This is a genomic window from Pseudomonas sp. 9.1(2019) (assembly GCF_009910445.1).
Classification (GTDB): Bacteria; Pseudomonadota; Gammaproteobacteria; order Pseudomonadales; family Pseudomonadaceae; genus Aquipseudomonas; species Aquipseudomonas paraversuta.
Genome location: NZ_VBWF01000010.1, coordinates 1,192,976 through 1,216,062 on the forward strand (window position 1 = coordinate 1,192,976; position 23,087 = coordinate 1,216,062).

General features: G+C 59.3%; 26 protein-coding genes. 10 read left to right on the top strand and 16 right to left on the bottom strand.

The annotated features are described in order from the left end of the window. The first annotated feature begins 1 nt into the window (after position 1). Positions 2–1,180, top strand: a complete 1,179-nt coding sequence (locus FEZ21_RS18760) for a VWA domain-containing protein (RefSeq protein ID WP_160628127.1) — start codon at positions 2–4, stop codon at positions 1,178–1,180. A gap of 48 nt (positions 1,181–1,228) precedes the next feature. Here the strand turns inward: FEZ21_RS18760 and FEZ21_RS18765 are convergent, their stop codons facing one another. From FEZ21_RS18765 to FEZ21_RS18790, 6 genes are all read right to left on the bottom strand, one after another. Then, a complete protein-coding gene (locus FEZ21_RS18765; protein WP_160628129.1) occupies positions 1,229–2,149 on the bottom strand; it encodes a biotin-dependent carboxyltransferase family protein in 921 nt (306 codons plus the stop codon). Then, entirely contained in the window at positions 2,146–2,850 is a 705-nt protein-coding gene (locus FEZ21_RS18770) for an allophanate hydrolase subunit 1 (RefSeq protein WP_160628131.1), read from the bottom strand. The genes FEZ21_RS18765 and FEZ21_RS18770 overlap by 4 nt, the downstream gene beginning before the upstream one ends. Further along, positions 2,847–3,599 (bottom strand): 5-oxoprolinase subunit PxpA, encoded by a 753-nt coding sequence (locus FEZ21_RS18775; protein WP_003441635.1) that lies wholly within the window; start codon positions 3,597–3,599, stop codon positions 2,847–2,849. The genes FEZ21_RS18770 and FEZ21_RS18775 overlap by 4 nt, the downstream gene beginning before the upstream one ends. A gap of 159 nt (positions 3,600–3,758) precedes the next feature. Next, a complete protein-coding gene (locus FEZ21_RS18780) occupies positions 3,759–4,292 on the bottom strand; it encodes a DUF2937 family protein (protein ID WP_160628133.1) in 534 nt (177 codons plus the stop codon). 12 nt (positions 4,293–4,304) lie between these two features. Beyond that, positions 4,305–5,081, bottom strand: coding sequence for a class II glutamine amidotransferase (locus FEZ21_RS18785; protein WP_003441631.1), 777 nt, complete (start codon positions 5,079–5,081; stop codon positions 4,305–4,307). A 36-nt stretch (positions 5,082–5,117) separates the two neighbouring features. Next, positions 5,118–5,612, bottom strand: a complete 495-nt coding sequence (locus FEZ21_RS18790) for a hypothetical protein (RefSeq protein ID WP_029612604.1) — start codon at positions 5,610–5,612, stop codon at positions 5,118–5,120. A 100-nt stretch (positions 5,613–5,712) separates the two neighbouring features. On the opposite strand from FEZ21_RS18790, the gene FEZ21_RS18795 reads away from it, so the two are divergent. Next, on the top strand, positions 5,713–7,758 hold the full coding sequence (locus FEZ21_RS18795; protein ID WP_003441627.1) for a S9 family peptidase: 2,046 nt from the start codon (positions 5,713–5,715) through the stop codon (positions 7,756–7,758). A 47-nt stretch (positions 7,759–7,805) separates the two neighbouring features. Here FEZ21_RS18795 and FEZ21_RS18800 read toward each other — a convergent pair whose 3' ends face one another. Continuing rightward, positions 7,806–8,102, bottom strand: a complete 297-nt coding sequence (locus FEZ21_RS18800) for a hypothetical protein (RefSeq protein WP_003441625.1) — start codon at positions 8,100–8,102, stop codon at positions 7,806–7,808. A gap of 82 nt (positions 8,103–8,184) precedes the next feature. On the opposite strand from FEZ21_RS18800, the gene FEZ21_RS18805 reads away from it, so the two are divergent. From FEZ21_RS18805 to FEZ21_RS18815, 3 genes are all read left to right on the top strand, one after another. After that, the gene (locus FEZ21_RS18805) at positions 8,185–8,871 is read left to right on the top strand and encodes a spermidine synthase (RefSeq protein ID WP_010656469.1); all 687 of its coding nucleotides are present in this window, start codon (positions 8,185–8,187) and stop codon (positions 8,869–8,871) included. 52 nt (positions 8,872–8,923) lie between these two features. Next, entirely contained in the window at positions 8,924–9,298 is a 375-nt protein-coding gene (locus FEZ21_RS18810; protein ID WP_003441620.1) for a YajD family HNH nuclease, read from the top strand. Between the two features lie 165 nt (positions 9,299–9,463). Next, positions 9,464–9,934, top strand: a complete 471-nt coding sequence (locus tag FEZ21_RS18815) for an RNA methyltransferase (protein WP_003441617.1) — start codon at positions 9,464–9,466, stop codon at positions 9,932–9,934. Position 9,935: 1 nt separating this feature from the next. Here the strand turns inward: FEZ21_RS18815 and FEZ21_RS18820 are convergent, their stop codons facing one another. From FEZ21_RS18820 to FEZ21_RS18855, 8 genes are all read right to left on the bottom strand, one after another. After that, positions 9,936–10,985 carry an AI-2E family transporter gene (locus FEZ21_RS18820; RefSeq protein ID WP_003441615.1) on the bottom strand — a complete coding sequence of 350 codons (1,050 nt, stop codon included), beginning with the start codon at positions 10,983–10,985 and terminating at the stop codon, positions 9,936–9,938. A gap of 73 nt (positions 10,986–11,058) precedes the next feature. Continuing rightward, positions 11,059–11,877 (bottom strand): DUF4892 domain-containing protein, encoded by an 819-nt coding sequence (locus FEZ21_RS18825; protein ID WP_003441613.1) that lies wholly within the window; start codon positions 11,875–11,877, stop codon positions 11,059–11,061. A 144-nt stretch (positions 11,878–12,021) separates the two neighbouring features. Further along, complete coding sequence (locus tag FEZ21_RS18830) at positions 12,022–12,876, bottom strand: alpha/beta hydrolase (protein ID WP_160628137.1); 855 nt, start codon at positions 12,874–12,876, stop codon at positions 12,022–12,024. Between the two features lie 67 nt (positions 12,877–12,943). Then, on the bottom strand, positions 12,944–13,747 hold the full coding sequence (locus FEZ21_RS18835; protein WP_010656470.1) for an alpha/beta fold hydrolase: 804 nt from the start codon (positions 13,745–13,747) through the stop codon (positions 12,944–12,946). Positions 13,748–13,859: 112 nt separating this feature from the next. Continuing rightward, a complete protein-coding gene (locus FEZ21_RS18840) occupies positions 13,860–14,303 on the bottom strand; it encodes a hotdog fold thioesterase (RefSeq protein ID WP_003441605.1) in 444 nt (147 codons plus the stop codon). 77 nt (positions 14,304–14,380) lie between these two features. Further along, complete coding sequence (sixA, locus tag FEZ21_RS18845) at positions 14,381–14,830, bottom strand: phosphohistidine phosphatase SixA (protein ID WP_003441601.1); 450 nt, start codon at positions 14,828–14,830, stop codon at positions 14,381–14,383. Next, positions 14,827–15,159, bottom strand: a complete 333-nt coding sequence (locus tag FEZ21_RS18850) for a DUF4389 domain-containing protein (RefSeq protein WP_003441597.1) — start codon at positions 15,157–15,159, stop codon at positions 14,827–14,829. Before FEZ21_RS18850 ends, sixA begins: the two co-directional genes overlap by 4 nt. An 18-nt stretch (positions 15,160–15,177) precedes the next feature. After that, the gene (locus tag FEZ21_RS18855; protein WP_003441594.1) at positions 15,178–16,203 is read right to left on the bottom strand and encodes an NAD(P)H-dependent glycerol-3-phosphate dehydrogenase; all 1,026 of its coding nucleotides are present in this window, start codon (positions 16,201–16,203) and stop codon (positions 15,178–15,180) included. Positions 16,204–16,468: 265 nt separating this feature from the next. On the opposite strand from FEZ21_RS18855, the gene FEZ21_RS18860 reads away from it, so the two are divergent. From FEZ21_RS18860 to fabB, 3 genes are all read left to right on the top strand, one after another. Then, positions 16,469–18,367, top strand: coding sequence for a response regulator (locus FEZ21_RS18860; protein WP_003441591.1), 1,899 nt, complete (start codon positions 16,469–16,471; stop codon positions 18,365–18,367). Positions 18,368–18,725: 358 nt separating this feature from the next. Further along, the gene (fabA, locus tag FEZ21_RS18865) at positions 18,726–19,241 is read left to right on the top strand and encodes a 3-hydroxyacyl-[acyl-carrier-protein] dehydratase FabA (RefSeq protein ID WP_003441588.1); all 516 of its coding nucleotides are present in this window, start codon (positions 18,726–18,728) and stop codon (positions 19,239–19,241) included. A gap of 11 nt (positions 19,242–19,252) precedes the next feature. Beyond that, a complete protein-coding gene (gene fabB / locus FEZ21_RS18870) occupies positions 19,253–20,473 on the top strand; it encodes a beta-ketoacyl-ACP synthase I (RefSeq protein ID WP_003441586.1) in 1,221 nt (406 codons plus the stop codon). A gap of 116 nt (positions 20,474–20,589) precedes the next feature. Here the strand turns inward: fabB and FEZ21_RS18875 are convergent, their stop codons facing one another. Continuing rightward, entirely contained in the window at positions 20,590–21,546 is a 957-nt protein-coding gene (locus tag FEZ21_RS18875; protein ID WP_165439789.1) for an amidohydrolase family protein, read from the bottom strand. A gap of 185 nt (positions 21,547–21,731) precedes the next feature. On the opposite strand from FEZ21_RS18875, the gene FEZ21_RS18880 reads away from it, so the two are divergent. Continuing rightward, on the top strand, positions 21,732–22,148 hold the full coding sequence (locus FEZ21_RS18880; RefSeq protein ID WP_003441577.1) for an OsmC family protein: 417 nt from the start codon (positions 21,732–21,734) through the stop codon (positions 22,146–22,148). A 72-nt stretch (positions 22,149–22,220) separates the two neighbouring features. Next, entirely contained in the window at positions 22,221–23,081 is an 861-nt protein-coding gene (locus FEZ21_RS18885) for a pirin family protein (RefSeq protein ID WP_160628139.1), read from the top strand. Positions 23,082–23,087 lie beyond the last annotated feature (6 nt).

The window sequence follows — 23,087 nt, forward strand, 5'->3', positions numbered from 1 at the left end:
CATGCTGCTTAATCTGTTCAATGAAATGCGGGCGGCCAAGGTGCCGGTTTCTGTGCGCGAGTTGCTGGACTTGATCAACGCGCTGAAGCACCACGTGACCTTCGCCGACATGGACGAATTTTATTATTTGGCGCGCACCATCCTGGTCAAGGACGAGCGTCATTTCGACAAGTTCGATCGCGCATTCGGCGCCTACTTCAATGGCCTGCAGAACCTCAACGAGCACCTTGAGGCCCTGATTCCCGAAGACTGGTTGCGCAAGGAATTCGAGCGCTCGCTGAGCGACGAAGACCGGGCGCAGTTGCAATCGCTGGGGGGCCTGGACAAGCTGATTGAAGCGTTCAAACAGCGTCTTGAAGAGCAAAAGGAACGCCATGCCGGTGGCAACAAATGGATCGGCACCGGTGGCACCAGCCCGTTCGGCTCTGGGGGCTATCACCCTGAAGGCATCCGGGTGGGCGACGCCGGCGCGCGCCAGGGCAAGGCCGCCAAGGTCTGGGAGCAGCGCGAGTACAAGAACCTCGACGATCAGGTCGAACTGGGCACGCGCAATATCAAGGTGGCTCTGCGGCGCCTGCGCAAGTTTGCCCGCCAGGGTGCGGCAGAAGAGCTGGATATCGATGGCACCATCGACCACACCGCCCGCGATGCCGGCCTGCTGAACATTCAGATGCGCCCTGAACGGCGCAACAACATCAAACTGCTGTTGCTGTTTGATATTGGCGGCTCGATGGATTCACACGTGAAGATCTGCGAGGAGTTGTTCTCGGCCTGTAAAACCGAGTTCAAGCATCTGGAGTACTTCTACTTCCATAATTTCATTTATGAGTCGGTATGGAAGAACAACCAGCGTCGTCAGGTCGAACGTATTTCCACCCAGGATCTGCTGAACAAATACGGCGCCGACTACAAGGTGATCTTTATTGGTGACGCGGCCATGGGCCCCTATGAAATCACCCACGCGGGGGGCAGTGTCGAACACTGGAATGAAGATCCGGGTTACAAGTGGATGCAACGCTTCATGGAGAAATACAAAAAGCTGATCTGGATTAATCCTTACCCGAAAGACACGTGGAACTACACCGCTTCGACCGGGATCGTACGCGACCTTATCGAAGACCGGATGTACCCCTTGACGCCGGACGGTCTGGAACAAGGGATGCGGTTTCTGGCCAAGTAATGATGCCCCCTGCAGGAGCGAACACCCTCGCTCCTGCAGGCTTGGTTGTTATTCGGCAAACCGCTGCATGAACGCCACCTGCTGGCGCTGCGCCGCATCCTGGGTGGTCGGACGCATGTACACCACTTCCCCCGGCAAACACTGGGCCAGACGTGCCAGCGCCAGCGGGGTCAAGGCGCCGAGACGCGGGTAGCCGCCAATGGTCTGACGGTCATTGAGCAATACAATCGGCTGGCCATCCGGCGGGACCTGAATCGCCCCCTGCGGGATACCTTCGGAAATCATCGGCGCGCCCTGATAGACCAGTGCCGGCCCCAGCAGGCGGATGCCCATGCGGTCGGCGCGACTGTCGAGGGTCCATGGATTATTGAAGGCGTCAAAGGTGCTTTGACCGCTGAAAGCACCCATTTGGGCACCCAGCACCACATCCAGCAACGGCTTGGGACTGAACTCGGGCAGGTACTGGGACGGCAGTTCACGCAACGGCTGCGCAGCCCCGCCATAACTCAGCTCATCGCCTGCCGCCAGCGCCCGGCCAAAGCCATCGGGGCCGCCGAGCTGCTCACGTACCACGGTAGAGCAACTGCCCAGCACTTGAGGGGCGCTAAAGCCAGCCGGTGCGGCCAGATAGGTGCGGGCACCGCTCATCGGCTGAGTGAAGGTCAGGGTCTGGCCTTTTCTCAGAGAGAAACTGCGCCAGGGCTTCAAGGCTTGTCCGTCTACCGCTGCTGCCAGATCTGCGCCGGCCAGAGCCAGCGTGCAATCGTCCCGGGCGATAACAGATAAGCCGCCGAGGGTGATTTCGATGACCGCAGCGTCTGGTGAGTTGCCCAGCAGCCAGTTGGCCCAGGCCATGGACATCCAGTCCGCAGCCCCGCCCTGGGTCACGCCCAGGTGCCGTACGCCGAAACGACCGGCGTCCTGCAGCAGGCAAAACGGATTACTGGCCTGAATCAGTAAACGGCTCATGCCAAGGCCTCCTGGGGCGTGTCATCACCGCCTAGACGGATAAACTCAGCACGGCTGACAGGGGCGAATTGCACCCTGTCGCCTGGCTGCATGAGGCTGTAACCCTCGCGCTCGCGATCAAACAATGCGCTCGGGGTACGGCCGATAAGGTTCCAGCCGCCGGGCGACTGCGCGGGATAGGCCGCGGTCTGGCGCTCGGCAATCCCCACGCTGCCGGTGGCGACACGTTTGCGCGGGGTGTCCAGGCGCGGTGCGGCCAGGGCTTCTTCGACCAGCCCCATAAAGGCAAAACCCGGGGCAAAGCCCAGGGCGAAGACCTGATATTGATGCTCACTGTGACGACGGATGACTTCGCTCACCGACCAGCCGGTGCGCTTGGCCAGCAAGGCGAGTTCCGGCCCCACACTCAGGTCGTACCACACTGGCAGTACGTGACATTGGCCAAGGTTTTGGGTTTCCGGGCGCAGGTCAGTCAAGGCCTGGGCGATTCGCTCCCGGGCCTGGGCCGGCGTCAGTGCCAGGCCGTCGTAGTGCACCATCAAGGTGGTGTAGGACGGCACCAGATCGGTCAGATACTCGGCGAAGCAAATGCGCAGGCGCTCGCTGGCAGCCAGCATCCACGGCATGTTGGTTTCTGCAATTTCATCGAACAGACGCAGCATCAGGCAGTCGATGGCCACCACTTCAATGCGCGGCTTCATCCCTGCGCCTGCTGGCTCAGGGCCTGGCGAATCCGTTGCACGGCGGCGACCGAGCCGGCGTTGTCGCCATGCACGCACAGCGTGTTGGCGTGCAGGTGCAAGGCACTGCCGTCATTGGCCACCAGAGGCTGGCCAGCCGCAATGGTCAGGGCCTGTTGCACGATAATCTCGGCGTCGTGATGCACCGCCCCCGGCAGTTGCCGTGAAACCAGGCGCCCGGCACTGTCGTAAGCGCGGTCGGCAAAGGCCTCGAACCACAGAGTCACGCCGAACTCATCACCGATGGCTTGCGCCGCGCTGTTATCGCGGGTGGCCATCAGCATCAGCGGCAAGCCCGGGTCGTAAGCGGCCACGGCCTGCACCACCGCCCGCAACTGTGCGGGGCTGGCCATCATGTCGTTGTACATGGCGCCGTGGGGTTTGACGTAGCTGACTCGCGTGCCCTGGGCGCGGCAGATGCCGTCCAGAGCGCCGATCTGATAGTGCAGCAGGTCTTGCAGCTCTTGCGCCGAGTAGGCCATGGAGCGTCGACCAAAGCCGGCGAGGTCTTGATACGCGGGGTGGGCGCCGATTTTCACATCATGGGCCAACGCCAGACCTACGGTTTTGCGCATGATGCCCGGGTCGCCTGCGTGAAAACCGCAGGCAATGTTGGCGCAATCAATAAACGGCATGACCTCGGCATCCAGGCCCATGGTCCAGCTGCCAAAACTCTCACCAATATCGCAATTCAATAACAGGCGGCTCACGGCGATGCTCCTGTGGTCTTTTTATAGTTTAGGTGCAGGCATTTTTGGACAGCAGCACGCCGTTCGTCCAACTAATAAAAGCCGGACTCAGGGATAAGAAAAAGTTGATTGCTTAAATTTTTGCCGGGCCAACCGCTGTTCTGCAGGCGCAGGTCAGGATTAGCTGTTGCGTGCTCGGCGGGCAATTCGCTCGCGCTGGCGTTTACCGCCCAGAACGACCCAGTCCACCAGGCGCAGGAAGCCTTCGATGATGAAGGAAAACAACAGGGCCCCGGCCATCGCCCAGCCGATAGCGGTCGGTGACAGCAGCACCTGATAGCTGTAGGTGTCGATGGTTTCCTGACGAATTGCCGGATCGGCCGCGTAGGCCACTTGCAGTGCACGCATGTACCACGGCCCCTGCATGGCCTGGAACTGATCGTCGAGCAGACGCTGGCGGCTGAGCAATGTGCCCAGGCTGTTGGCATCGCTGCGAAATACCGGGTCGTCACTGGCCCGGTAATGCGCAACCAGCGCTTGCAGATCGCCTTTGAAAAACTGGTTGGCGGTGTTCTGGAAACCCGCCAGCCCGGTTTGCGCTTCGATCAGGTGAGCTTCGACGCGGTTGGCGTAATCATTGATAAACCCCGGCACTTGCACGCCGATCAACAGGCCCAACGTAAACAACACCAACCGCAGATAGCTCAGAAACATGCAGGCGCATCCTTATTCGGTTGTGCCCTGGCTGACGCATTCACCGCGTCGCCACAAGCTCCATTGACCCGGTTCGTAACGCGTCCAGGTTTCGTTTTCTGTCAGCGGTTCGGTGGCAATCACGGTGACTACATCGTTCGGGGTTGTTTCTGACTGAAAATCCACAATCACGTCGACATCTTTCAAACGTGCCGGGCCAAAGGGCGCACGACGCGTGATCTGTGCCAGCTTGGTCGAGCAGTAGCAGAACAGCCAGTCACCGTCGCTGAGCAGGCAGTTGAACACCCCTTTGCTGCGAAATTCGGCGCAAGCGGCGACCAGCACCGGCAGGATAGTTTCGACGTCGACCGGTTCGGGGAAGGCCTGGCGAACCCGGTTCAGCACATCGCAGAACGCGGCTTCACTGTCGGTATCACCGATCGGACGGTAAAAGCTGGTACTCGGGGAGAAGTCGGCCAGCTGGCCGTTGTGCGCGAAGCACCAGTTACGGCCCCAGAGTTCACGGACAAACGGGTGGGTATTGGACAGGCAGACTTTGCCGACGTTGGCCTGACGGATATGGCCAATGACCACTTCGCTTTTGATCGGGTAGCGCTGCACTAGCAACGCGACCTCGGAGTCGCAGCTGGCAGCCGGGTCCTGAAACAGGCGCAGGCCACGGCCTTCATAGAAGGCAATGCCCCAGCCATCGCGATGCGGGCCGGTACGCCCGCCACGCTGCATCAGGCCGGTAAAGCTGAACACAATATCGGTCGGGACGTTGGCGCTCATGCCCAATAATTCACACACGCTCGCACTCTCGCATTCAAGCTCAACGGAAAAGGATTACAACCGCGGCTCAACCCGCGACGGGCCCGCAGCACGGGGTGCTGCCGGGCGGACAAAACGGTCATCGCCAGCAGGGCCGAAAGGCTGGTCGTCTTCAGGGTCGCTGTGGTGCGCCTGCTGGTTGGCGGCGGCTTGCGCCTGACGCGCCTTGCGGGCACGCTCAATGGGCCAGCGAATCAGCACAAAAACCGCATACAGGCACAGTGCAAAGATGGCGTACATCAACAGGTCCGACACCGCGCGCCAGGCGTTATTGCCCACCTTGAACGCAAGGTCCAGGGCAGTGATGGCCACTGCAGGAGCAAATTTTTCTTTTACCGGGTCGATAATGGTCGGGCTCAACAGCAACACCGCCATTAACACGCGTAAAGGCTCACGCAACCAGCGCCACATAAAGCGGGTCAGGCGCCACCATACGAGCAGGCAGCCCAAAGCGGCAAAGGCATAAAGGCCCCAGGCGATCAGATAGTCGTTCTCGGTCATGGTATCCATGGTCGGCAGGCAATGAGGCGCTATGATAACGGCTTTTAGGCAATGCGGCTGCACCGCCGTCAGCGTCACTTCTTTTCATGCAGGTTTCAGAGAACGCTCAATGACCGAATCAGCCTACGCAAACAGCGCCCCTGTCGCACATAAGGTCCAGGGCTCAGACCCCTATTCGTGGTTACAAAATCGCGACAGCGAAGAGGTTTTAGACTACCTGAAAGCCGAAAACGCCTATCAGGAAGCGCAGCTGGCCGACCAGGCGCAACTGCGTGAGGCACTGTTTCAAGAGATCAAGGGCCGGATTCGCGAGACTGATCTGTCACTCCCCTCCCCCTGGGGTCCGTATCTGTATTACACGCGCACCATCGCCGGCGACGAGTACGCCCGCCACTACCGCTGCCCGCGCCCGGCTGACGGCAGCCAGCAGGTTGACGAAAACGCCGAACAGTTACTGCTGGACCCGAACGCCCTCGCCGATGGCGGCTTTATTTCCCTGGGCGCCTTCAGCATCAGCCCCGATCAACAGCGTCTGGCCTACAGCCTGGATACCAGCGGCGAAGAAACCTACCGTCTGTTCGTCAAGGAGCTGAGCAGCGGCGCAGTCAGCGAGCTGCCGTTCACTGACTGCGATGGCAGCATGACCTGGGCCAACGACAGCCAGACCCTGTTTTTCGCAGAACTGGACGAGACCCATCGTCCGCACAAACTGTGGCGCCATACCTTGGGCGAAACCGCTGCGCATGAAGTGTTTCATGAGCCGGACGGGCGTTTTTTCCTGCATTGCTATCGTTCGAGCTCCGAGCGCCAGCTGATCCTGCTGCTTAACAGCAAAACCACCAGCGAAAGCTGGGTGCTGGATGCCGATCATCCGCAACGGGCTTTCAACTGCCTGGCACCCCGGGTCGAAGGCCACGACTACAGCGTTGACCATGGGCTGTACCAAGGGCAATGGGCCTGGTTTGTGCGTACCAACCAGGACGGGATCAACTTTGCCCTGTATTACGCGTTTGGCGATGTACCAACGCGCAACGAATGGCAATTGCTGATCGCCCATGACGACAGTGTGATGCTGGAAGGCTTGAGCCTGAACGCCCATGCCTTGTGCCTGAGCCTGCGCGAAGGCGGTCTGCCGATCATCGAAGTCCGTCCCGATGGCTTGCCGGCCTATCGCGTGCAATTACCGGACGCGGCCTACAGCCTGTATGTGCAAGACAGCCTGGAATTTGACAGTCAGCATATGCGCCTGCGCTATGAGTCACTGAATCGCCCGGCACAAGTGCGCCAGCTCACCCTGGCCACCGGCGAGCAAAGCGTTCTCAAGGAAACCCCGGTTCTGGGACCGTTCAATGCCGATGACTATGTAAGCCAGCGCTTGTGGGCCACGGCACCGGACGGTACGCAAGTGCCGATCAGCCTGGTGGTCAAACGTAATGCGCTGGGCAAACCTGTGCCGCTTTATCTATATGGCTATGGCGCCTATGGCGAAAGTCTCGACCCATGGTTTTCCCATGCCCGCCTGAGTTTGCTCGAGCGCGGGGTCGCTTTTGCCATTGCCCACGTGCGCGGCGGCGGGGAACTGGGCGAAGCCTGGTATCGCGCCGGCAAACAGGAATACAAGCACAACACCTTCAGCGACTTTATCGCCTGTGCCGAACACCTGATCGACAAAGGCCTGACCCGCTCGGACCAGTTGGTGATCAGCGGCGGCAGCGCTGGCGGCCTGCTGATTGGCGCAGTGCTCAACCAGCGACCGGAACTGTTCAAGGCAGCCATTGCCGAAGTCCCGTTTGTCGATGTTCTCAACACCATGCTCGACCCTGAACTGCCGTTGACTGTCACTGAGTACGACGAATGGGGAAACCCGCAGGACCCCGAGGTGTATGCCCGTATCAAGGCCTATGCGCCCTATGAAAACGTCGCACCGCAGGCCTACCCGGCGATGCTGGTGATTGCCGGCTACAACGACAGCCGTGTGCAGTACTGGGAAGCGGCCAAATGGGTGGCCAAGCTGCGCGCCACCAGGACCGACGACAATCTGCTGCTGCTCAAGACCGAGCTGGATGCCGGCCATGGCGGCATGAGCGGGCGCTATCAAGGCCTGCGCGACGTGGCACTGGAGTACGCGTTTGTGTTCAAGGTGCTGGGGATTTAACAGACACAGTGAGCGCTGGTTTGCCAGTGCTCACAGGCAATCTGTGATCAGTCGGCCGGGGCTTTGGATTTCGGGTCTTTAGGCTCCAGCCCCGGCAGCGGCTGGTCTTTGGGCGGCGGCTGCGGCAGCTCGATCGGAGGCAGTGCAATCAGGCTGCCACTCCCACTGACAGGCTTGGGCACGGCACGTGGCGTGATTTGCGGATAGGGCGTTGGCGTAGCGGTACCCGGTGAACCCGGTGCAGGCGTCACTGGCGCACTCGGAACGATGGTCGGTTCAACTGCATGGGCCGCACTTATCGAGAGCGCACTCCACACAATGACCGTTAGAATAGTGCGTTTCATCAATCACTCCGTTGCCAGACCGGCTTGTCTGCCTTCAGGCTACTCGTAACCAGTTGTTTTTGTCCCCTTCTATGAGACTTCCATGAAACGTTTTGTTCTGCTCGACACCACCCCGATCCCTGAAAACGGCGGTGCCTTGTGCCTGTTCGAGTACGGCGAAGACTTCGTGATCAAAATTCAGGGCGGTGACGGCGGCCAGTTGATGAACACCCGCATGCACGGCTCCGAAGATGCACTGGCCGAAATCCCTTGCCGTAAAGTCGCCGGGCGCCCGCAATCGCGGGTGTTGATCGGTGGCCTGGGCATGGGTTTCACCCTGGCCTCGGCCCTCAAGCATTTGGGCAAGACCGCCGAAGTGGTGGTGGCCGAGCTGGTGCCTGGCGTCGTGGAATGGAACCGCGGCCCCCTGGGCGAGAAATCGGGCAACCCGCTGCAGGACCCGCGCACCGTTATCCGCATGGAAGACGTGGCCAAGGTGCTGCAAGCCGAGCCCAACGGCTTTGATGCGATCATGCTCGACGTCGACAACGGCCCCGAAGGCCTGACCCAAAAAGCCAACAGCTGGCTGTACTCGGCGGGTGGCTTGAGTGCCTGCGCCAAGGCCCTGCGGCCAAAAGGCGTGCTGGCGGTATGGTCGGCCAGTGCTGACAAACAGTTCTCGGACAAGCTGCGCAAAGCCGGCTTCAAAGCCGAAGAAGTCCAGGTGTTCGCCCATGGCAACAAGGGCACCCGGCACACGATCTGGATTGCTGAAAAAATCAAAGGCTGATCAACAGCTAAACTTCACGACATAACCGTCATTCGTCCTAAAAGGTGAACCCATGAGTTCGGCCAACCCACCGTCCCACACTGCCAAGCTGGATCGCATCCTGGCCGATGCCCAGCGTGACCGCGAGATGGGCTATCGCGACAAAGCCCTGAAAATGTATCCCCACGTGTGTGGCCGCTGCGCCCGTGAGTTTGCCGGCAAGCGCCTGAGCGAACTGACTGTCCACCACCGCGATCACAACCACGACAACAACCCGCAAGACGGTTCCAACTGGGAGCTGTTGTGCCTGTACTGCCACGACAACGAACACTCGCGTTACACCGATCAACAGTACTTTTCGGAAAGCTCCACCAGCAGCCCGAAAATCGCCAAGGCGACCCACAACCCGTTTGCCGCGCTGGCCGGGCTGATGAAAAAAGACGAGTAGTGCCTGTGCGGGAGCTGGCTTGCCAGCGATGGCTGCGCCCCGGGATGACAGTCAAAACCGAGGGCTTGCAGCACTGGCAAGCCGGCTCCCGCAACAGACCACGTGCCCCCCGATCCACAGACAATGCCGGTATACTCGCGTCTTTTTTCTGAAGGGCAACGGCACGTGGCAAACAAACGGTACAGCTGCATTGGTTTGTATAACCCCAAATCACCGGAAAACGTCGGCTCGGTGATGCGTGCGGCTGGTTGCTACAACGTGGCGTCGGTGTTCTACACCGGAAAACGCTATGAACGCGCCCGCGACTTCGTCACCGACACCAAGAAAATCCATCAGGACATCCCCCTGATCGGTATCGACGACCTGAAAAAAATCATCCCGCTGGGCTGCATTCCCGTCGCTGTCGAAATGGTAGAGGGCGCCCGCTCCTTGCCGGAGTACACCCACCCGGACCGGGCGATCTATATTTTCGGCCCGGAAGACGGGTCGCTGGGTAAAGACGTGCTGGAGTGGTGCGAAGACGTTATTTACATCCCGACCACTGGCTGCATGAACCTTGCAGCCACGGTCAATGTGGTGCTTTACGACCGTTTGGCCAAGGGCAATAACACCCGCTCCGGGCCAAAGTTCGGCTAAGTCAGACCTTGCCCTTGTTCTGCTGGCTGGCACTCCAGTCCAGCAGCAGGCTGTAGGCGATAGCCAGCAAGGTAGGACCGATAAACAGACCGATAAAGCCGAATGCTATCAACCCGCCAAACACCCCGAGCAGGACGATCACCAGCGGCAGGTTGCCGCCCCGGCTGATCAGGTACGGCTTGAGTACGTTATCGACACCACTGATAACCAGCGTGCCCCAGATCCCGAGGAAAATCGCCATCCCGTAGTCACCCTTCCAGGCCAGCCAGGCGGTGGCCGGGATCCAGATCAGCGGTGGCCCCATGGGAATCAGACTGAGCAGAAAGGTTGCCAGGCCCAGCACCAGCGCACCCGGAACCCCGGCGATCAAAAAGCCTATGAGCGCCAGCAGCGCCTGAGCGGCCGCGGTGCCAATCACACCGTTGACTACACGCTGAACCGTGCCCGCCACCAATTCCTGGTAGTAGTCGGCACGGTCGCCGATCAGTCGTTCCAGCAGACGATGCACGAAGCTCGCCAGGCGCGGGCCGTCACGATAGAAAAAGAACACGAACACAATGCTCAATGTCAGTTCCAGGATGCCGCCGCCAATCTGCGCGCTGCGGGCCAATAGCCAGTTACCCACCTGCCCCAGATACGGTTTTACCGCCATGAGCATGGCTGCGCCCTGCTCATCGATGGTGTTCCAGAGCCCCACCAGGCGTTCGCCGACCAGCGGAATGCCGGCGAGCCAGGTCGGGGCCTCCGGCAAGCCTTCGAGCTGAACATCCTTGATCAAGGTGGTAGCGTCGCGCACATGGTCTGCCAGGTTGAACCCCAGCCATACCAGCGGCACTGCCACCAGCAGCATCCAGCCCAGGGTCAGGATGCCCGCAGCCAGCGACTCACGGCCCTTGAGCGCCCGTGTCAGCAGGCGCATCAGGGGCCAGCTGGCAAACGCCAGCACCGCGCCCCAGAACAAGGCCGACCAGAAAGGAGCCATCACCCACAGACTGGCACCGAACAACACCAGAAGCAGAATCTGCACCAGCAGGCGATCGTTATTGAGCATGTGTGTTCCGCAGAGAATTGAGATGAAAAGAGGGACGGCGATTACCTGGAGTGTAACCGCCGCTTACAAATTGTTAACGCAGTAATTCCACATGCAGCCCCTGGGTCTGGCTGTCGCCAAGCTCAATGCGCGCCGCCCGCACCCCGCTCTTGATCAGGGCATCACGCCAGGCCGCGGCCTGGTTTCCGGTCAGACTGACCCGGGAGGTAGTATCGAGATTCAATGCCCGGGATATCAACGTAAGCCACGGTGCATCGGGCTCACCGGTGAGGGTGGGCAAATCCAGCCTGCCGGTGCTTTTGAGCTGGCGCTGCAAGGTGGCCGAAGTGGGCAACAACTCGCCCAGATCGGCACTCGATTCAAGCTGCTCGACATGCAGGTAGGCTTTGCGCGACCCGCGATTGATGCTGTACAGCGCCACAAGCTGGTTCTGATCCGGAGCCGCACGGCGCAGCAACAGATAGGACTGTTGCTCGTCGGAGCCTACCAGCTTGGAGTTGCCAAATACTTCATTGGCCCAAAGGCTGCTTTCACCACAATCGCGCGCCTGACACCAGAACAGCAACTCGGCGCCCTTGGCCTGCAAGGCTTCACGGGCAGCAGTGAAGGCTTCATTGGCCGAGTGTTCAGCGGGCAGCTCATAGGTGATGGCGGTCGTCTGCCCGCGGGCATTGACCTGGCCTTCAAATCGGAGACGGCCACTGATTTTCCGGATCGAACCCAGCGGATAGATGCGCTCGATATCAGGTTGCACGGTGTAATCGACAATTTGCGCATCTGCCAGCCTTGGCACATCTTGCAAATCATGACTGCCGGGCACATCGGCAGCCCACAGTAGCGGGCTCAGGCAGCTCAGGCCCACAGCCAGGAACAAACGATTGGGTAGCTTCATCGGCGTACTTCGCACAGACGCAGGGTGTGGTTCAGCATCCTCACGATAGAGACCGGATGGCCTTTCGGGGTCGCAGCGGTGTAGAGATCTATCATGGTTGTCTCCCTTTCATCCCGCCAAGCCTCGGCAGTTGACCGCCGCAAGTCAAGGAACGGAGAAGAACCGATTGAAACAGTCTGCAACAAGGACTGCCCCCGACTCGTCATTCAGGTGCAAATGATGGCCACCGGGTAACCGTTCCAGGTTGAAAGGTAGTTGATCCAGCAGCCCGGCATGACTGGCCAGCATGCCCTGTTCTGCCACCACCAGGGTCCCAGGACAATTCACCCGCCGGATGAAGGACATGGCCTGTTCATCGGTCAGACGCAATGGCGACGGCAAGGTCAGGCGACTGTCGCTACGCCAGCTATAACCACCGGGGACGGGCATCAGACCGCGCTGAGCGAGTAGTTCTGCCGCCTCGCGGCTAACCGCCACCATGCCCTTCATCCGCGCCTCAATGGCTCGCTCGAGTGTCGGATGCACCGACTTGCGCTTGTGCTGCAGATCAAGCTGCGCTTGCAGGGCCTGGCCCATGCGCTCAGCCGTACCCTCTACCGGGCCGTTGCGCAACATGATCCCGTCAATCAAGGCCAGGTGCGTGACGCGCTCGGGAAACGAACCCGCAATCACCACCGAAACTATCGCCCCCAACGAGTGCCCCAACAGGGCGAACCGTTCCCAACCCAGCTGCTCGGCCACGCACAGCACATCAAAGGCGTAATCGGCCAAGCTATAGCCCGCCCCGCGCGGGCGGTGATCTGAATGACCATGGCCGGCAAAGTCCAGTGCCGCGATGCGCAAGCCCGGCAGTTTTGGCGCCAGCCGGGCGAAGCTGTTGGCGTTGTCCAGCCAGCCGTGCAGGGCAATTACCGGCAGACCGTCTGGCGGGCCAGACATGTGCGCAGCCAGTTCAATATGCGGCAGGCTCAGGCGTACTTCTTCAACCACAGGACTCATGGGACATGCTCTTCAAAGACTTGAGGTTAAGGGGCGATGAGACGCCGTTGCGGCCATGACCCGGACACTACGAAACTGCAACAGCCCCGGGCTCCCAGCGGGAAAAAATCTGTTTGAGCAATACAGCGGTGTCTTGCGGCTGCTCCAGCGGGAACATGTGCCCGCCCGGTACGCTCAGTGACTCACCGTTGGGCATGCGCGCCACGGCCTTGGCATGATGGCTCATGACTACCCGGCTGTCGCGCCCGCGCACGACCGTCAGCGGCACTTGCAACTGAAAGGCGCGCCCGGGGCTGGTGTGGGGGACGCCCCGGTAAATATTAATCTCGGTCGCCGGGTCGAAGCTCAGGCGCAAGCGATCGTCGACGGCCTGCAAACCGTGCTCCAGGTACGCTTCGAAACAGTCAGGATCAAAACTGCGAAACAGCGACTTGCCCGCAAAGTAGGCACGGGCGGTCTCGCGATCGGCGAACTCTTCACGCCGCCCCAAAGTACGTCCAGCCGGAGTCAGGCGATCAATCAAGCCAAAACGCTTGGCGGCGCGAATCACCCACCGGTCGGTAAGCGTCAGCACCGGCGAATCAAGCATGACCACGCCTTTGTATAAATGCGGACAACGGATTGCCGCATGCAGGTGCAACATCCCGCCCAAAGAGTGGCCAACGCCCAGTACCGGTCCGGCTTGCTGCTGCAGGTGGAAGATCAGCTCATCGACCAGGTTGTGCCAGTTGTCATCCACCGGAAAACGCGGGTCATGCCCGTGCTGTGGCAGGCATGCCACGTTGAAGTCCGGGGTCAGAGCATCGAACAACTTGCCATAGGTAGCAGAAGGGAAGCCGTTGGCATGGGCGAAAAAAATCTGCCTAGACATACAAGGCGTCCATAAGTAGAGAGTCCAGCTTATTGTCTGCAGGAAAAATACTCATATCAATGACCGTATGCGCCATGAGTGACGCCACTACGGCCATTATCTGAGCATTTGATCAGCGCACGGGCGGCGCTTCACCCAAGGGCACTACCGCGATGGTCAGGCGGGAGATGCAGCTGAACTTGCCGCTGTCGTCCGTCAGGCGGATATCCCACACATGGGTGGTACGGCCCATATGAACCGGGCGAGCCACCGCAGTCACACGCCCGCTGCGTACACCACGCAAGTGGTTGGCGTTGACCTCAAGACCGACGCAATAAAACTTTGAGGTGTCGACACACAAGAAACTGGCCATTGACCCCACCGTCTCGGCCAGCACTACCGAGGCGCCACCATGCAACAAGCCGAAAGGTTGATGGGTACGGTGATCCACCGCCATGCTGGCCGTGATCGACTCATCGTCGAAGGCGTCGAACGTAATGTCCAGCACGTCGCAAATAGTGTTTTTGCGCAGAGAGTTGAGCTTTGCAAGGTCCGGCGTGGTGGTCCACGAGATCATGGTTCATTCCTTGGGTCAGAGAGCATGGCTGGCCGGCTTGCCACAGCGCAGCCCCATGCAGGTTTTTTGTTTTGTACTCAGGGATGCCACAGGTTGCACAACGTCATGCTGCCCGCCAGCGGCCACTCACCCTCAAGTTCCGCCAGGCTGGCCGTGTGCATTGGCTGCGGCTGGCGCATATGGCCATGCATTAACAGGCTGATCAGGTCACCCACAAAAGGCTGATGGGTAACCAGCAGCACATTGCCGCTATCGGGAAGCTGGCTCAGGGCCTGCCGTGGATCGCTATCGGGAGTCAGCCACGGCACGCTGATGAGTTCCGGGGCGAAACCCAGGGCATTGCGTACCAGCTCAGCGGTTTGCTGAGCCCGAACGTACGGGCTTGCCAAAATGCTGTCCAGTGGCTGATCAAGCAACCGGGCAGCACTGTGCAAAACCTGTTCACGCCCTTTTACGGTCAGTTCGCGCTCGGCATCACGTCTTGCGTGGGGCTGGGCCTCACCATGGCGCAAGATCCAGATTTTCATGGCTTGGTCTCTGCGCCGCCAGTGGGCGCCACGTACGGAGCCTCGCCTTCTGGCGCACGCGGGGCGGGCCAATCGGCAAACGGCCAGGGCTTTTGCTCGGTGTGAAAGCTGCCGAAGCGCCCGATTTGTGCGAGGTAAAGGCTCAGGCTATCGCCAAAGTTCATCAGCCCGGCGTTAGGTGCACCGTAAACCAGACGGTAAATCAGTTGCACCAGCACCAGCCCGCCAAGCACCAGTTGCGCGACCTGCCAGACCAGAAGAAAGACCAGCATCCAGAACACGCGCAACACAATGGACTCGTACTTGGGTGCATTTTTTGTATCGTTCATATGCTGCTCCTGTCGGGCTCAGTTGAAACCACTGGTGGAGATAAAGTCGACATCGGTTTTGGGCTCGGCGCGCATCAGCAGCTCAATTACCTGATTGAGGGTGCGGCCCTCAAACAGGATTGCATGCAAGCCTGCGACCAATGGCATATAAACATTCAACTCCTGGGCCTTGACCTTGAGCACCTTGAGCGTATTCACGCCTTCTGCCACTTCGCCCAGGCGGGTAACGGCCTCTTCCAGACTCAAACCCTGGCCCAGGGCAAACCCGACCTGATAGTTGCGGCTTTTGGGCGATGAGCAAGTGACGATCAAATCACCTACCCCGGCCAGTCCGAGAAAAGTCATGGGGTTGGCGCCCTGACTGACTGCAAAACGGGTCATTTCTGCCAGGGCACGGGTAATCAGCATGCTCTTGGTGTTTTCACCCATTTCCAGTGCCACGGCCATGCCGGCAATGATTGCGTACACGTTTTTCAACGCCCCGCCCAACTCCACGCCGAACCGGTCAGCACTGGCATAGACCCGAAATGTGCGGCCGTGCAAAGCCGCTTGTACCCGAGCGCAGAGCTCTTCGTCGGCACTGGCGACCACTGTGGCCGTCAATGCATGTTCGGCAACTTCACGGGCCAGATTGGGGCCGGACAGCACGCCGATTCTGGCTTGCGGAGCGATTTCCTCAAGAATCTCGCTCATCAGCTTGAAACTGTGAGCTTCAATGCCTTTGGTCAGGCTGACCAGCATTTTGCCGCTCAGGCGTTCGGCATGCTCTGCCAACACATTGCGCAAGGCGCTGGAGGGCAATGCCACAAAGCACAGTTCACAGGCTTCAAGCGTTGCCTGCAGGTCGGTGACCGGTTCAACCAGGGGGTGAATCTTGATGCCCTTAAGGTAGCGAGGGTTCTCGCGATTCAGGCGAATCGCCTCGGCTTGCTCCGGATCCCGCATCCACTGGCGCACTGGATGACCGTTTTCTGCCAGCAAGTTGGCCACGGCGGTGCCAAAACTCCCGCCTCCCAAGACCGCAATAGCGTGCTGTTCAGTCATATGCAATCCCGTCATCTATATAGCAGTGGCAATACCGGCATTATACGGAGCACATCCCTCAAGGCGAGACCTTGAACGATTGATTGCACGGAAAAGAGTCGGCGGCGACTGGAAAAGCGAAACAGCTCAGTTACCATGCCGCCTTGCGGTTCACACTCCAAGGCAAAATTGCTGCGCACAAGAATGGCGACCTCAAGTCAGGGATGGCAGTACACATGGGCTATACCTCCAGTACCACGGGCAAGACTGATGGAGCACCGCCCCCATGAGCGTTCGCAGTCGCTGGAACATACATACCCGCACGCAAATGATGAGCCTGGGCCCAGCGTTGCTCCTGACGTTGCTGTTAATCAGTCTTTTTACCTTTATTCGCATCCAGGACTTGCGCCAGGAGCTGAATCACACCGGCCAGTTGATTGCCAACCAGCTGGCGCCCGCCTCGGAGTACGGGATTTTATCCGGCAATACCGAGATGCTGAACAGCCAGGCAAAGGCCTCGCTGAACACGCCACATGTGCAATTTGTACAAGTGCAGGACCCTGCCAACAACATGCTGTTTCATGCCGAGCAACCGGCTTCCGGTGCGGACCGGGAATCACATGCCGAGATATTCCAGGCACCGGTTCGCATGCAGCGAAACGGCTCCGGTGATTACCTGGTCACCCGCGACCTCCAGGCAACGCTGCCGAGGGAAGGCTATCCGGGCCGGGTACTGGTCGGCATTTCCAATGAGGCATTCGACAAGCGCCAACAAGAAATCCTGCTCAAGGCATTGATCCTGGCGCTGTTTGCACTGGGTTTTACCTACCTGCTGGCCCGTCGCCTTGCAACCAACCTGTCCAAACCCATCATCGATATGAGCAATGCCGTCAAAGCCATTCAGCAAGGCGATTACAAAATGCATTTGCCTGTGGTCGACGACAGCGAACTGGGCAGTCTGGCCCGGCATATCAATAACCTTGCCGACGGCCTTGAAAAAGCCAGTCGCGAGCAGGAAGCAACCATCGCGCAACTGATTCAGACACGTGAAGAGGCTGAACGGGCCAACCGCGCAAAAACAGATTTCCTGGCGATGATGAGCCACGAGCTACGCACCCCGATGAATGGCGTACTGGGGATGCTGCAATTACTGGAAACCACTGAGATGACGCCGGAGCAGATCGAGTATGCGGCTCTGGCCTCGGAGTCTACCGAGCACTTGCTCAAGGTGATCAACGACATCCTCGATTTCTCGAGAATTGAGCGCTCGATTCTTGACCTCGAACGCATCCCCTTCAATCTGGCCGAACTGGTCAGCAACTGCGCCCAGGCTTTTCAGCACAATGCCGGACAGCGCGGGTTGCTGTTGCAGCTGTCGATCCCTGATGGCTTGCAGGACTTGCACGTACTCGGCGATCCGACCCGCATCCGGCAGATTCTGGTCAATTTGATTGGCAACGCCTTGAAGTTTACCGAGTATGGACAAGTCAGCATCGAGCCGCTCTGGCAGCCCCTGGACCATGAACTTATCTGGTTCACCTGCACCGTACGCGACAGCGGTATCGGGATCAGCAGCGACAAGCTGGACTCGATGTTTAATGCCTTCCAGCAAGCCGACAGCTCGATTTCACGTCGTTATGGCGGCACCGGACTGGGGTTGCCCATTGCCCGCACGCTGGCTGAACGCATGGGCGGCACGCTGCATGCCAAGAGCGAAGAATCCCTCGGCTCGGTATTTACCCTGGAGATCCCGCTGGAACTGCACCATCCCGTTCCCCAGCAGCACCAACCGGAGTTGGCGACTGAACCGATGCGCACCAAGGGCCGTAAAATCCTGCTGGTGGAAGATAACCGGGTCAATCAGACGGTCATTGAGGCCGTGTTGAGGAACCTGGGGTATGAGGTGAGCGTAGTCAGTGACGGTGCACAGGCGATTCACCATGCCAACACCGAGAACTATGCGGCCATTTTGATGGACTGCCGGCTACCGATCATTGACGGCTATGAAGCTACCCGGCAAATCCGCCAGTTATCAGGCTGCACCACGGTGCCCATCATTGCCCTGACAGCCAACGCCCTGCAGGGGGACAGGGAAAATTGTCTGCAAGCGGGAATGAACGATTACCTCGCCAAACCATTCAAACGCACTGACCTGGAGCAAATTCTGCAGCGATGGGTGCAGTAACCTGTAATCAGGGGCTGTTCCGGTTTCCCGGGGACGGCGCTGTCCGCAGCCCCTGCGCAGTGACCAAAGCACTCTGGCCGCGGCAACATCCCGGCCCGACGAAACCTGAACAGGGCTTGTAGAACCACCTGCGACTGGCGTTAAAGGCAAAAGTGCGGCAGTCTTAGACACCCGAATGGGCCCCTGAACCGGCCTGATTTAAATTTTCAGTGCACAAGTGTACATTCTTGCCCTTTGCGCTGTGACTTTCACTACAACGCAATAGTCTATGTGTAGGCTGGCGAACTGGAACGCGAACGTTCCGGTTGGTCGGGAAGATTTGCCCCACCCTGCCGCATGGGATTATTGAGGAGCTCGCATGACCAAACAAAACGCCTTTACTCGGGAAGATTTGCTGCGCTGTAGCCGCGGCGAGCTATTCGGCCCAGGTAACGCGCAACTGCCCGCCCCGAACATGCTGATGGTGGATCGCATCACCCATATCAGCGAAGAGGGTGGCAAGTACGGCAAAGGTGAATTGGTCGCCGAGCTGGATATCACCCCTGACCTGTGGTTCTTTGCCTGTCACTTCGAAGGTGATCCGGTGATGCCGGGCTGCCTGGGCCTCGACGCCATGTGGCAGCTGGTTGGCTTTTTCCTGGGCTGGCAAGGCTTGCCGGGCCGCGGCCGTGCCCTGGGTTCGGGCGAAGTGAAGTTCTTCGGTCAGGTATTGCCGACCGCCAAGAAGATCACTTACAACATTCAGATCAAACGTGTCCTTCGCGGCAAGCTGAACCTGGCAATTGCCGATGGTTCCGTCAGCGTCGACGGTCGCGAGATTTACACCGCCGAAGGCCTTCGGGTCGGCGTTTTTACTTCCACTGAAAACTTCTAAGGGTTATCCGCATGCGCCGCGTCGTTATCACTGGTCTGGGCATCGTTTCGTGCTTGGGCAATGACAAAGAGACCGTCTCCGCTAACCTGCGTGCAAGTCGCCCTGGCATCCGATTCAACCCGGAATATGCCGAAATGGGTCTGCGTAGCCAGGTTTCCGGCTCCATCGACCTGCCTCTTGAAGAGCTGATCGATCGCAAGATCTATCGCTTCGTCGGCCACGCGGCGGCTTACGCCTACCTGGCCATGAAAGACGCCATCACCGATTCCGGTCTGACCGAGGAGCAAGTCTCCAACCCGCGTACCGGCCTGATCGCCGGCTCCGGCGGCGCGTCGACCTTGAACCAGATGGAAGCGCTGGACATCCTGCGCGAAAAAGGCGTCAAGCGTGTAGGTCCTTACCGCGTTACGCGGACCATGGGCAGCACCGTTTCCGCCTGCCTGGCGACCCCGTTCAAGATCAAGGGCGTGAACTACTCGATCTCCTCTGCCTGCGCCACCAGTGCCCACTGCATCGGTACCGCAGTAGAGCAGATCCAGCTGGGCAAGCAGGACATCGTATTTGCTGGCGGCGGTGAAGAAGAACATTGGAGCCAGTCGTTCCTGTTCGACGCCATGGGCGCCTTGTCCACTCAATACAACGACACGCCAGAGAAAGCATCTCGCGCCTACGACAAGAACCGTGACGGTTTTGTCATTGCAGGCGGCGGCGGCATGGTTGTGGTTGAAGAGCTGGAACACGCCCTGGCCCGTGGCGCCAAGATCTACGCCGAAATCGTCGGCTACGGCGCGACCTCCGACGGCTATGACATGGTTGCCCCAAGCGGCGAAGGCGCCATCCGCTGCATGCAGATGGCAATGGCTACCGTTGACGGCCCAATCGACTACCTCAACACCCATGGCACCTCTACTCCGGTAGGCGACGCCAAGGAAATGGAAGGTGTTCGTGCGGTGTTCGGCGACAAGGCTCCAGCCATCAGCTCCACCAAAAGCCTGTCGGGTCACTCCCTGGGCGCCGCAGGCGTTCACGAAGCGATCTACTGCCTGCTGATGATGGAAGGCAACTTCATTGCCGGCTCTGCCAACATCGAAGAGCTGGACCCGGTTGTCGCCGACATGCCGATCCTGACCAAGACCCGCGAAGACGTCACGCTGAACAACGTGATGAGCAACAGCTTCGGCTTCGGTGGCACTAACGCCACTCTGGTTCTGAAGCGCTGGACTGGCAAATAAGCCTTCCGCTCGCGAAATGAAAAATGCCCCGACCGGTTCGGGGCATTTTTTTGTCCGGAATAATCTGGCGAAAGTTGCTCCGGCGACACTGACTTACAAGCAAACGCCAGCAGTCCCTAGCGCTTTTTCGGCAACACCGACAGGAAATTATCCCTGGCCACCTTGCGCGCAACGCTTTCAGGCAAGGCATCCAGAAACGGATCAAAACTGCGTAACTCTTGCCCCACTTTGTCGAAACGCCCCACCACATCGGATCCCAGCATAAAACGCTCCGGGAAGCGTTCTACAAGCGCGACCCACTCAGGCCTGGCCTTGCCCTGCTCATCCAGCAGATACGGCGTGAGCATGCTCCAGGACAGGTCCACGTAGAGATTGCGATGCTGGGCCAGAAGTCGTGTCAGTTCGGGTAACAGAAAGGGCATCCGGGTCTGGTGCCTATGGATTTCGACGCTGCTGCCTGCATGGGCCCAGATAAACCGGGTATCCGGGAACTGCGCCAGCGGCTCTTCAATTTCGGCCAGATACAGCGGGTTCCTTTCCCGTTTCGAAGTGATGTTGGAGTGCAACAGAACTGGCAGATCCTGCTCCCCTGCCAATTTGTAGACCTTGGACATGGCCTCGTTATTGGCCCGCGGTGTGTCCCCGGAGATGAGCGCCGTCAGGTCGTCATGGCGGGTGAAAACCTCGCCAATGCCTTGCCACAAACCGGGGTTGAGGTCGAGCATGCGCTGAATGTGCTCGGCAGAATTTTTGTCATTGGGATTAAAACCGGACAGGAACGGATGAAAGTGCTCACGCTGTGCTGCTGTCAGCTTGTTGACGGCTGCAGCCACCCACACATCGGTCGCGCTATACCAATAGGCATCAGCGTCATCGCCAGCGTAGTAACGCGGGCGCTTGGGTTCGTCTTCATGCCATTTTTTGGCCACGGGGATTCCGGAAATCATCACGTGGTCGATTCGATTGCTGGCCATTTCCTGAAGCAATGCGTCCATTCCGGCGGTTTCCTGGAAGAAATCGACGTAATGTAAATGTGCATCGCTGTAGGCATAGTCGCGGGCCTGCACCCACATGCTGGTCGTCGCAAGGGCCCAGGCCACAACGTAGTGTCTTATTCGCAACCTGAATCTCCTCTCTGTTGACTCCAATAGACCCGCCAGCCTGTTCAAGGGTTCAGCCTGTGATCAAAGTGAACGCATAACGCCCGGCATGTTCTATAAAGATCAGGACCTTTATCACTGCCAATCTGAGGTTTGCCATGACTGTTACCGTTAATACCGAGTCCCACGAAGGCTTTCGTCACAGCATTAAAATCGACGATCACGAAGTGTTCACCGATTTGCCCAAAGCAATGGGCGGCGAAAGTTCAGCGCCCTCGCCCCATGATTATTTCGATGCCGCCCTCGGTGCCTGCAAGGCGCTGACGCTCAAGCTCTATGCGCAAAAGAAAGATATTCCGCTGACTGGCGTCACGGTCGAGATCAAACACGACGCCAGTGAAGAGCAGCTCGGCAAATACGCACTGCACGTCAAACTGACGCTCAAGGGCGTACTCACCGACGCCCAGCGCCAGGAGCTGCACCGGGTGGCCGACAAGTGCCCGATCCACAAGCTGATGACCACTGCAGACGTCACCATCGAGACTCACTTGTCTGAAGGTGCTTTCAGCCAGTAACGTCTCGGGAGTACGGGGGCACATGACAGCGTTGGGTTATGCTCAACGCTTCTCCATTGCCGGGACCGCACCATGCATGAACTGACCGTGATTCGCCCCCGCGCCGAGGATGTCGAAGGGCAACCCATCCTGCGCCCCCTGCCGTCAGCGAAATGTCGCAGTGTCGGCCCTTTCGTGTTCTTCGATCACATGCTGCGTACCGACTATCCGCCCGGCCACGGGATGGATATCAGGCAGCATCCGCACATTGGTCTGTCTACCCTGACCTATCTGTTCGAAGGACAGCTGCAGCACAAGGACAGCCTGGGCTCTGACCAGCAGGTAGGCCCCGGTGAAGTCAGCTGGATGACAGCCGGCGCAGCCATTGCCCACATCGAACGCACGCCTGCCCCGCTGCTCGCCCGGGGATCAACCCTGCATGGCCTGCAAGTGTGGCTGGCATCCCCCAAAACCCGGGAGCAAGGTCCGGGGCACTACAGCCATCACCTGGCGGAGAGCTTGCCAGTCAGCGATAGCCTCGGGGTAAGGATTCGCATGCTGGCAGGTACCGGGTTCTGTCTGGCCTCACCGGTGCCCGTGCTGTCACCGACCCTGTATGCCGAAATACATATGCAAACAGCCACCACGCTGCTTATCCCGGCAGAACACCAGGAGCGCGCGCTGTATGTGCTGGAAGGGCAAGCGCAGCTACAAGGCCAGGCCATTGAGCCACGCAGCCTGGTGCTGTTGCCCGCCGCAGAGGAACTGACCTTGTGCGCCGACAGCGACTGCCACGCGGTGTTGATAGGTGGCGCGCCGCTGGATGGCCCCCGGCGCATGAACTGGAATTTTGTTGCCAGTGATCCAGTGCTTATCGAGCAGGCCCGAGCGCGCTGGGCTGCCGGAGACTGGCCGACCGTTGCCGGAGAAAGCGGTCGTATCGAACTGCCCTGAACAGCC

What these genes read in the sequence shown, in the direction of transcription:
- FEZ21_RS18760 (WP_160628127.1), top strand. Translation starts at nt 2, where the DNA reads ATGCTGCTTAATCTGTTCAATGAAATGCGGGCGGCCAAGGTGCCGGTT.
- FEZ21_RS18765 (WP_160628129.1), bottom strand. Translation starts at nt 2,149, where the DNA reads ATGAGCCGTTTACTGATTCAGGCCAGTAATCCGTTTTGCCTGCTGCAG.
- FEZ21_RS18770 (WP_160628131.1), bottom strand. Translation starts at nt 2,850, where the DNA reads ATGAAGCCGCGCATTGAAGTGGTGGCCATCGACTGCCTGATGCTGCGT.
- FEZ21_RS18780 (WP_160628133.1), bottom strand. Translation starts at nt 4,292, where the DNA reads ATGTTTCTGAGCTATCTGCGGTTGGTGTTGTTTACGTTGGGCCTGTTG.
- FEZ21_RS18790 (WP_029612604.1), bottom strand. Translation starts at nt 5,612, where the DNA reads ATGGATACCATGACCGAGAACGACTATCTGATCGCCTGGGGCCTTTAT.
- FEZ21_RS18795 (WP_003441627.1), top strand. Translation starts at nt 5,713, where the DNA reads ATGACCGAATCAGCCTACGCAAACAGCGCCCCTGTCGCACATAAGGTC.
- FEZ21_RS18800 (WP_003441625.1), bottom strand. Translation starts at nt 8,102, where the DNA reads ATGAAACGCACTATTCTAACGGTCATTGTGTGGAGTGCGCTCTCGATA.
- FEZ21_RS18805 (WP_010656469.1), top strand. Translation starts at nt 8,185, where the DNA reads ATGAAACGTTTTGTTCTGCTCGACACCACCCCGATCCCTGAAAACGGC.
- FEZ21_RS18810 (WP_003441620.1), top strand. Translation starts at nt 8,924, where the DNA reads ATGAGTTCGGCCAACCCACCGTCCCACACTGCCAAGCTGGATCGCATC.
- FEZ21_RS18820 (WP_003441615.1), bottom strand. Translation starts at nt 10,985, where the DNA reads ATGCTCAATAACGATCGCCTGCTGGTGCAGATTCTGCTTCTGGTGTTG.
- FEZ21_RS18825 (WP_003441613.1), bottom strand. Translation starts at nt 11,877, where the DNA reads ATGAAGCTACCCAATCGTTTGTTCCTGGCTGTGGGCCTGAGCTGCCTG.
- FEZ21_RS18830 (WP_160628137.1), bottom strand. Translation starts at nt 12,876, where the DNA reads ATGAGTCCTGTGGTTGAAGAAGTACGCCTGAGCCTGCCGCATATTGAA.
- FEZ21_RS18835 (WP_010656470.1), bottom strand. Translation starts at nt 13,747, where the DNA reads ATGTCTAGGCAGATTTTTTTCGCCCATGCCAACGGCTTCCCTTCTGCT.
- FEZ21_RS18840 (WP_003441605.1), bottom strand. Translation starts at nt 14,303, where the DNA reads ATGATCTCGTGGACCACCACGCCGGACCTTGCAAAGCTCAACTCTCTG.
- sixA (WP_003441601.1), bottom strand. Translation starts at nt 14,830, where the DNA reads ATGAAAATCTGGATCTTGCGCCATGGTGAGGCCCAGCCCCACGCAAGA.
- FEZ21_RS18850 (WP_003441597.1), bottom strand. Translation starts at nt 15,159, where the DNA reads ATGAACGATACAAAAAATGCACCCAAGTACGAGTCCATTGTGTTGCGC.
- FEZ21_RS18855 (WP_003441594.1), bottom strand. Translation starts at nt 16,203, where the DNA reads ATGACTGAACAGCACGCTATTGCGGTCTTGGGAGGCGGGAGTTTTGGC.
- FEZ21_RS18860 (WP_003441591.1), top strand. Translation starts at nt 16,469, where the DNA reads ATGAGCGTTCGCAGTCGCTGGAACATACATACCCGCACGCAAATGATG.
- fabA (WP_003441588.1), top strand. Translation starts at nt 18,726, where the DNA reads ATGACCAAACAAAACGCCTTTACTCGGGAAGATTTGCTGCGCTGTAGC.
- fabB (WP_003441586.1), top strand. Translation starts at nt 19,253, where the DNA reads ATGCGCCGCGTCGTTATCACTGGTCTGGGCATCGTTTCGTGCTTGGGC.
- FEZ21_RS18875 (WP_165439789.1), bottom strand. Translation starts at nt 21,546, where the DNA reads ATGTGGGTGCAGGCCCGCGACTATGCCTACAGCGATGCACATTTACAT.
- FEZ21_RS18880 (WP_003441577.1), top strand. Translation starts at nt 21,732, where the DNA reads ATGACTGTTACCGTTAATACCGAGTCCCACGAAGGCTTTCGTCACAGC.
- FEZ21_RS18885 (WP_160628139.1), top strand. Translation starts at nt 22,221, where the DNA reads ATGCATGAACTGACCGTGATTCGCCCCCGCGCCGAGGATGTCGAAGGG.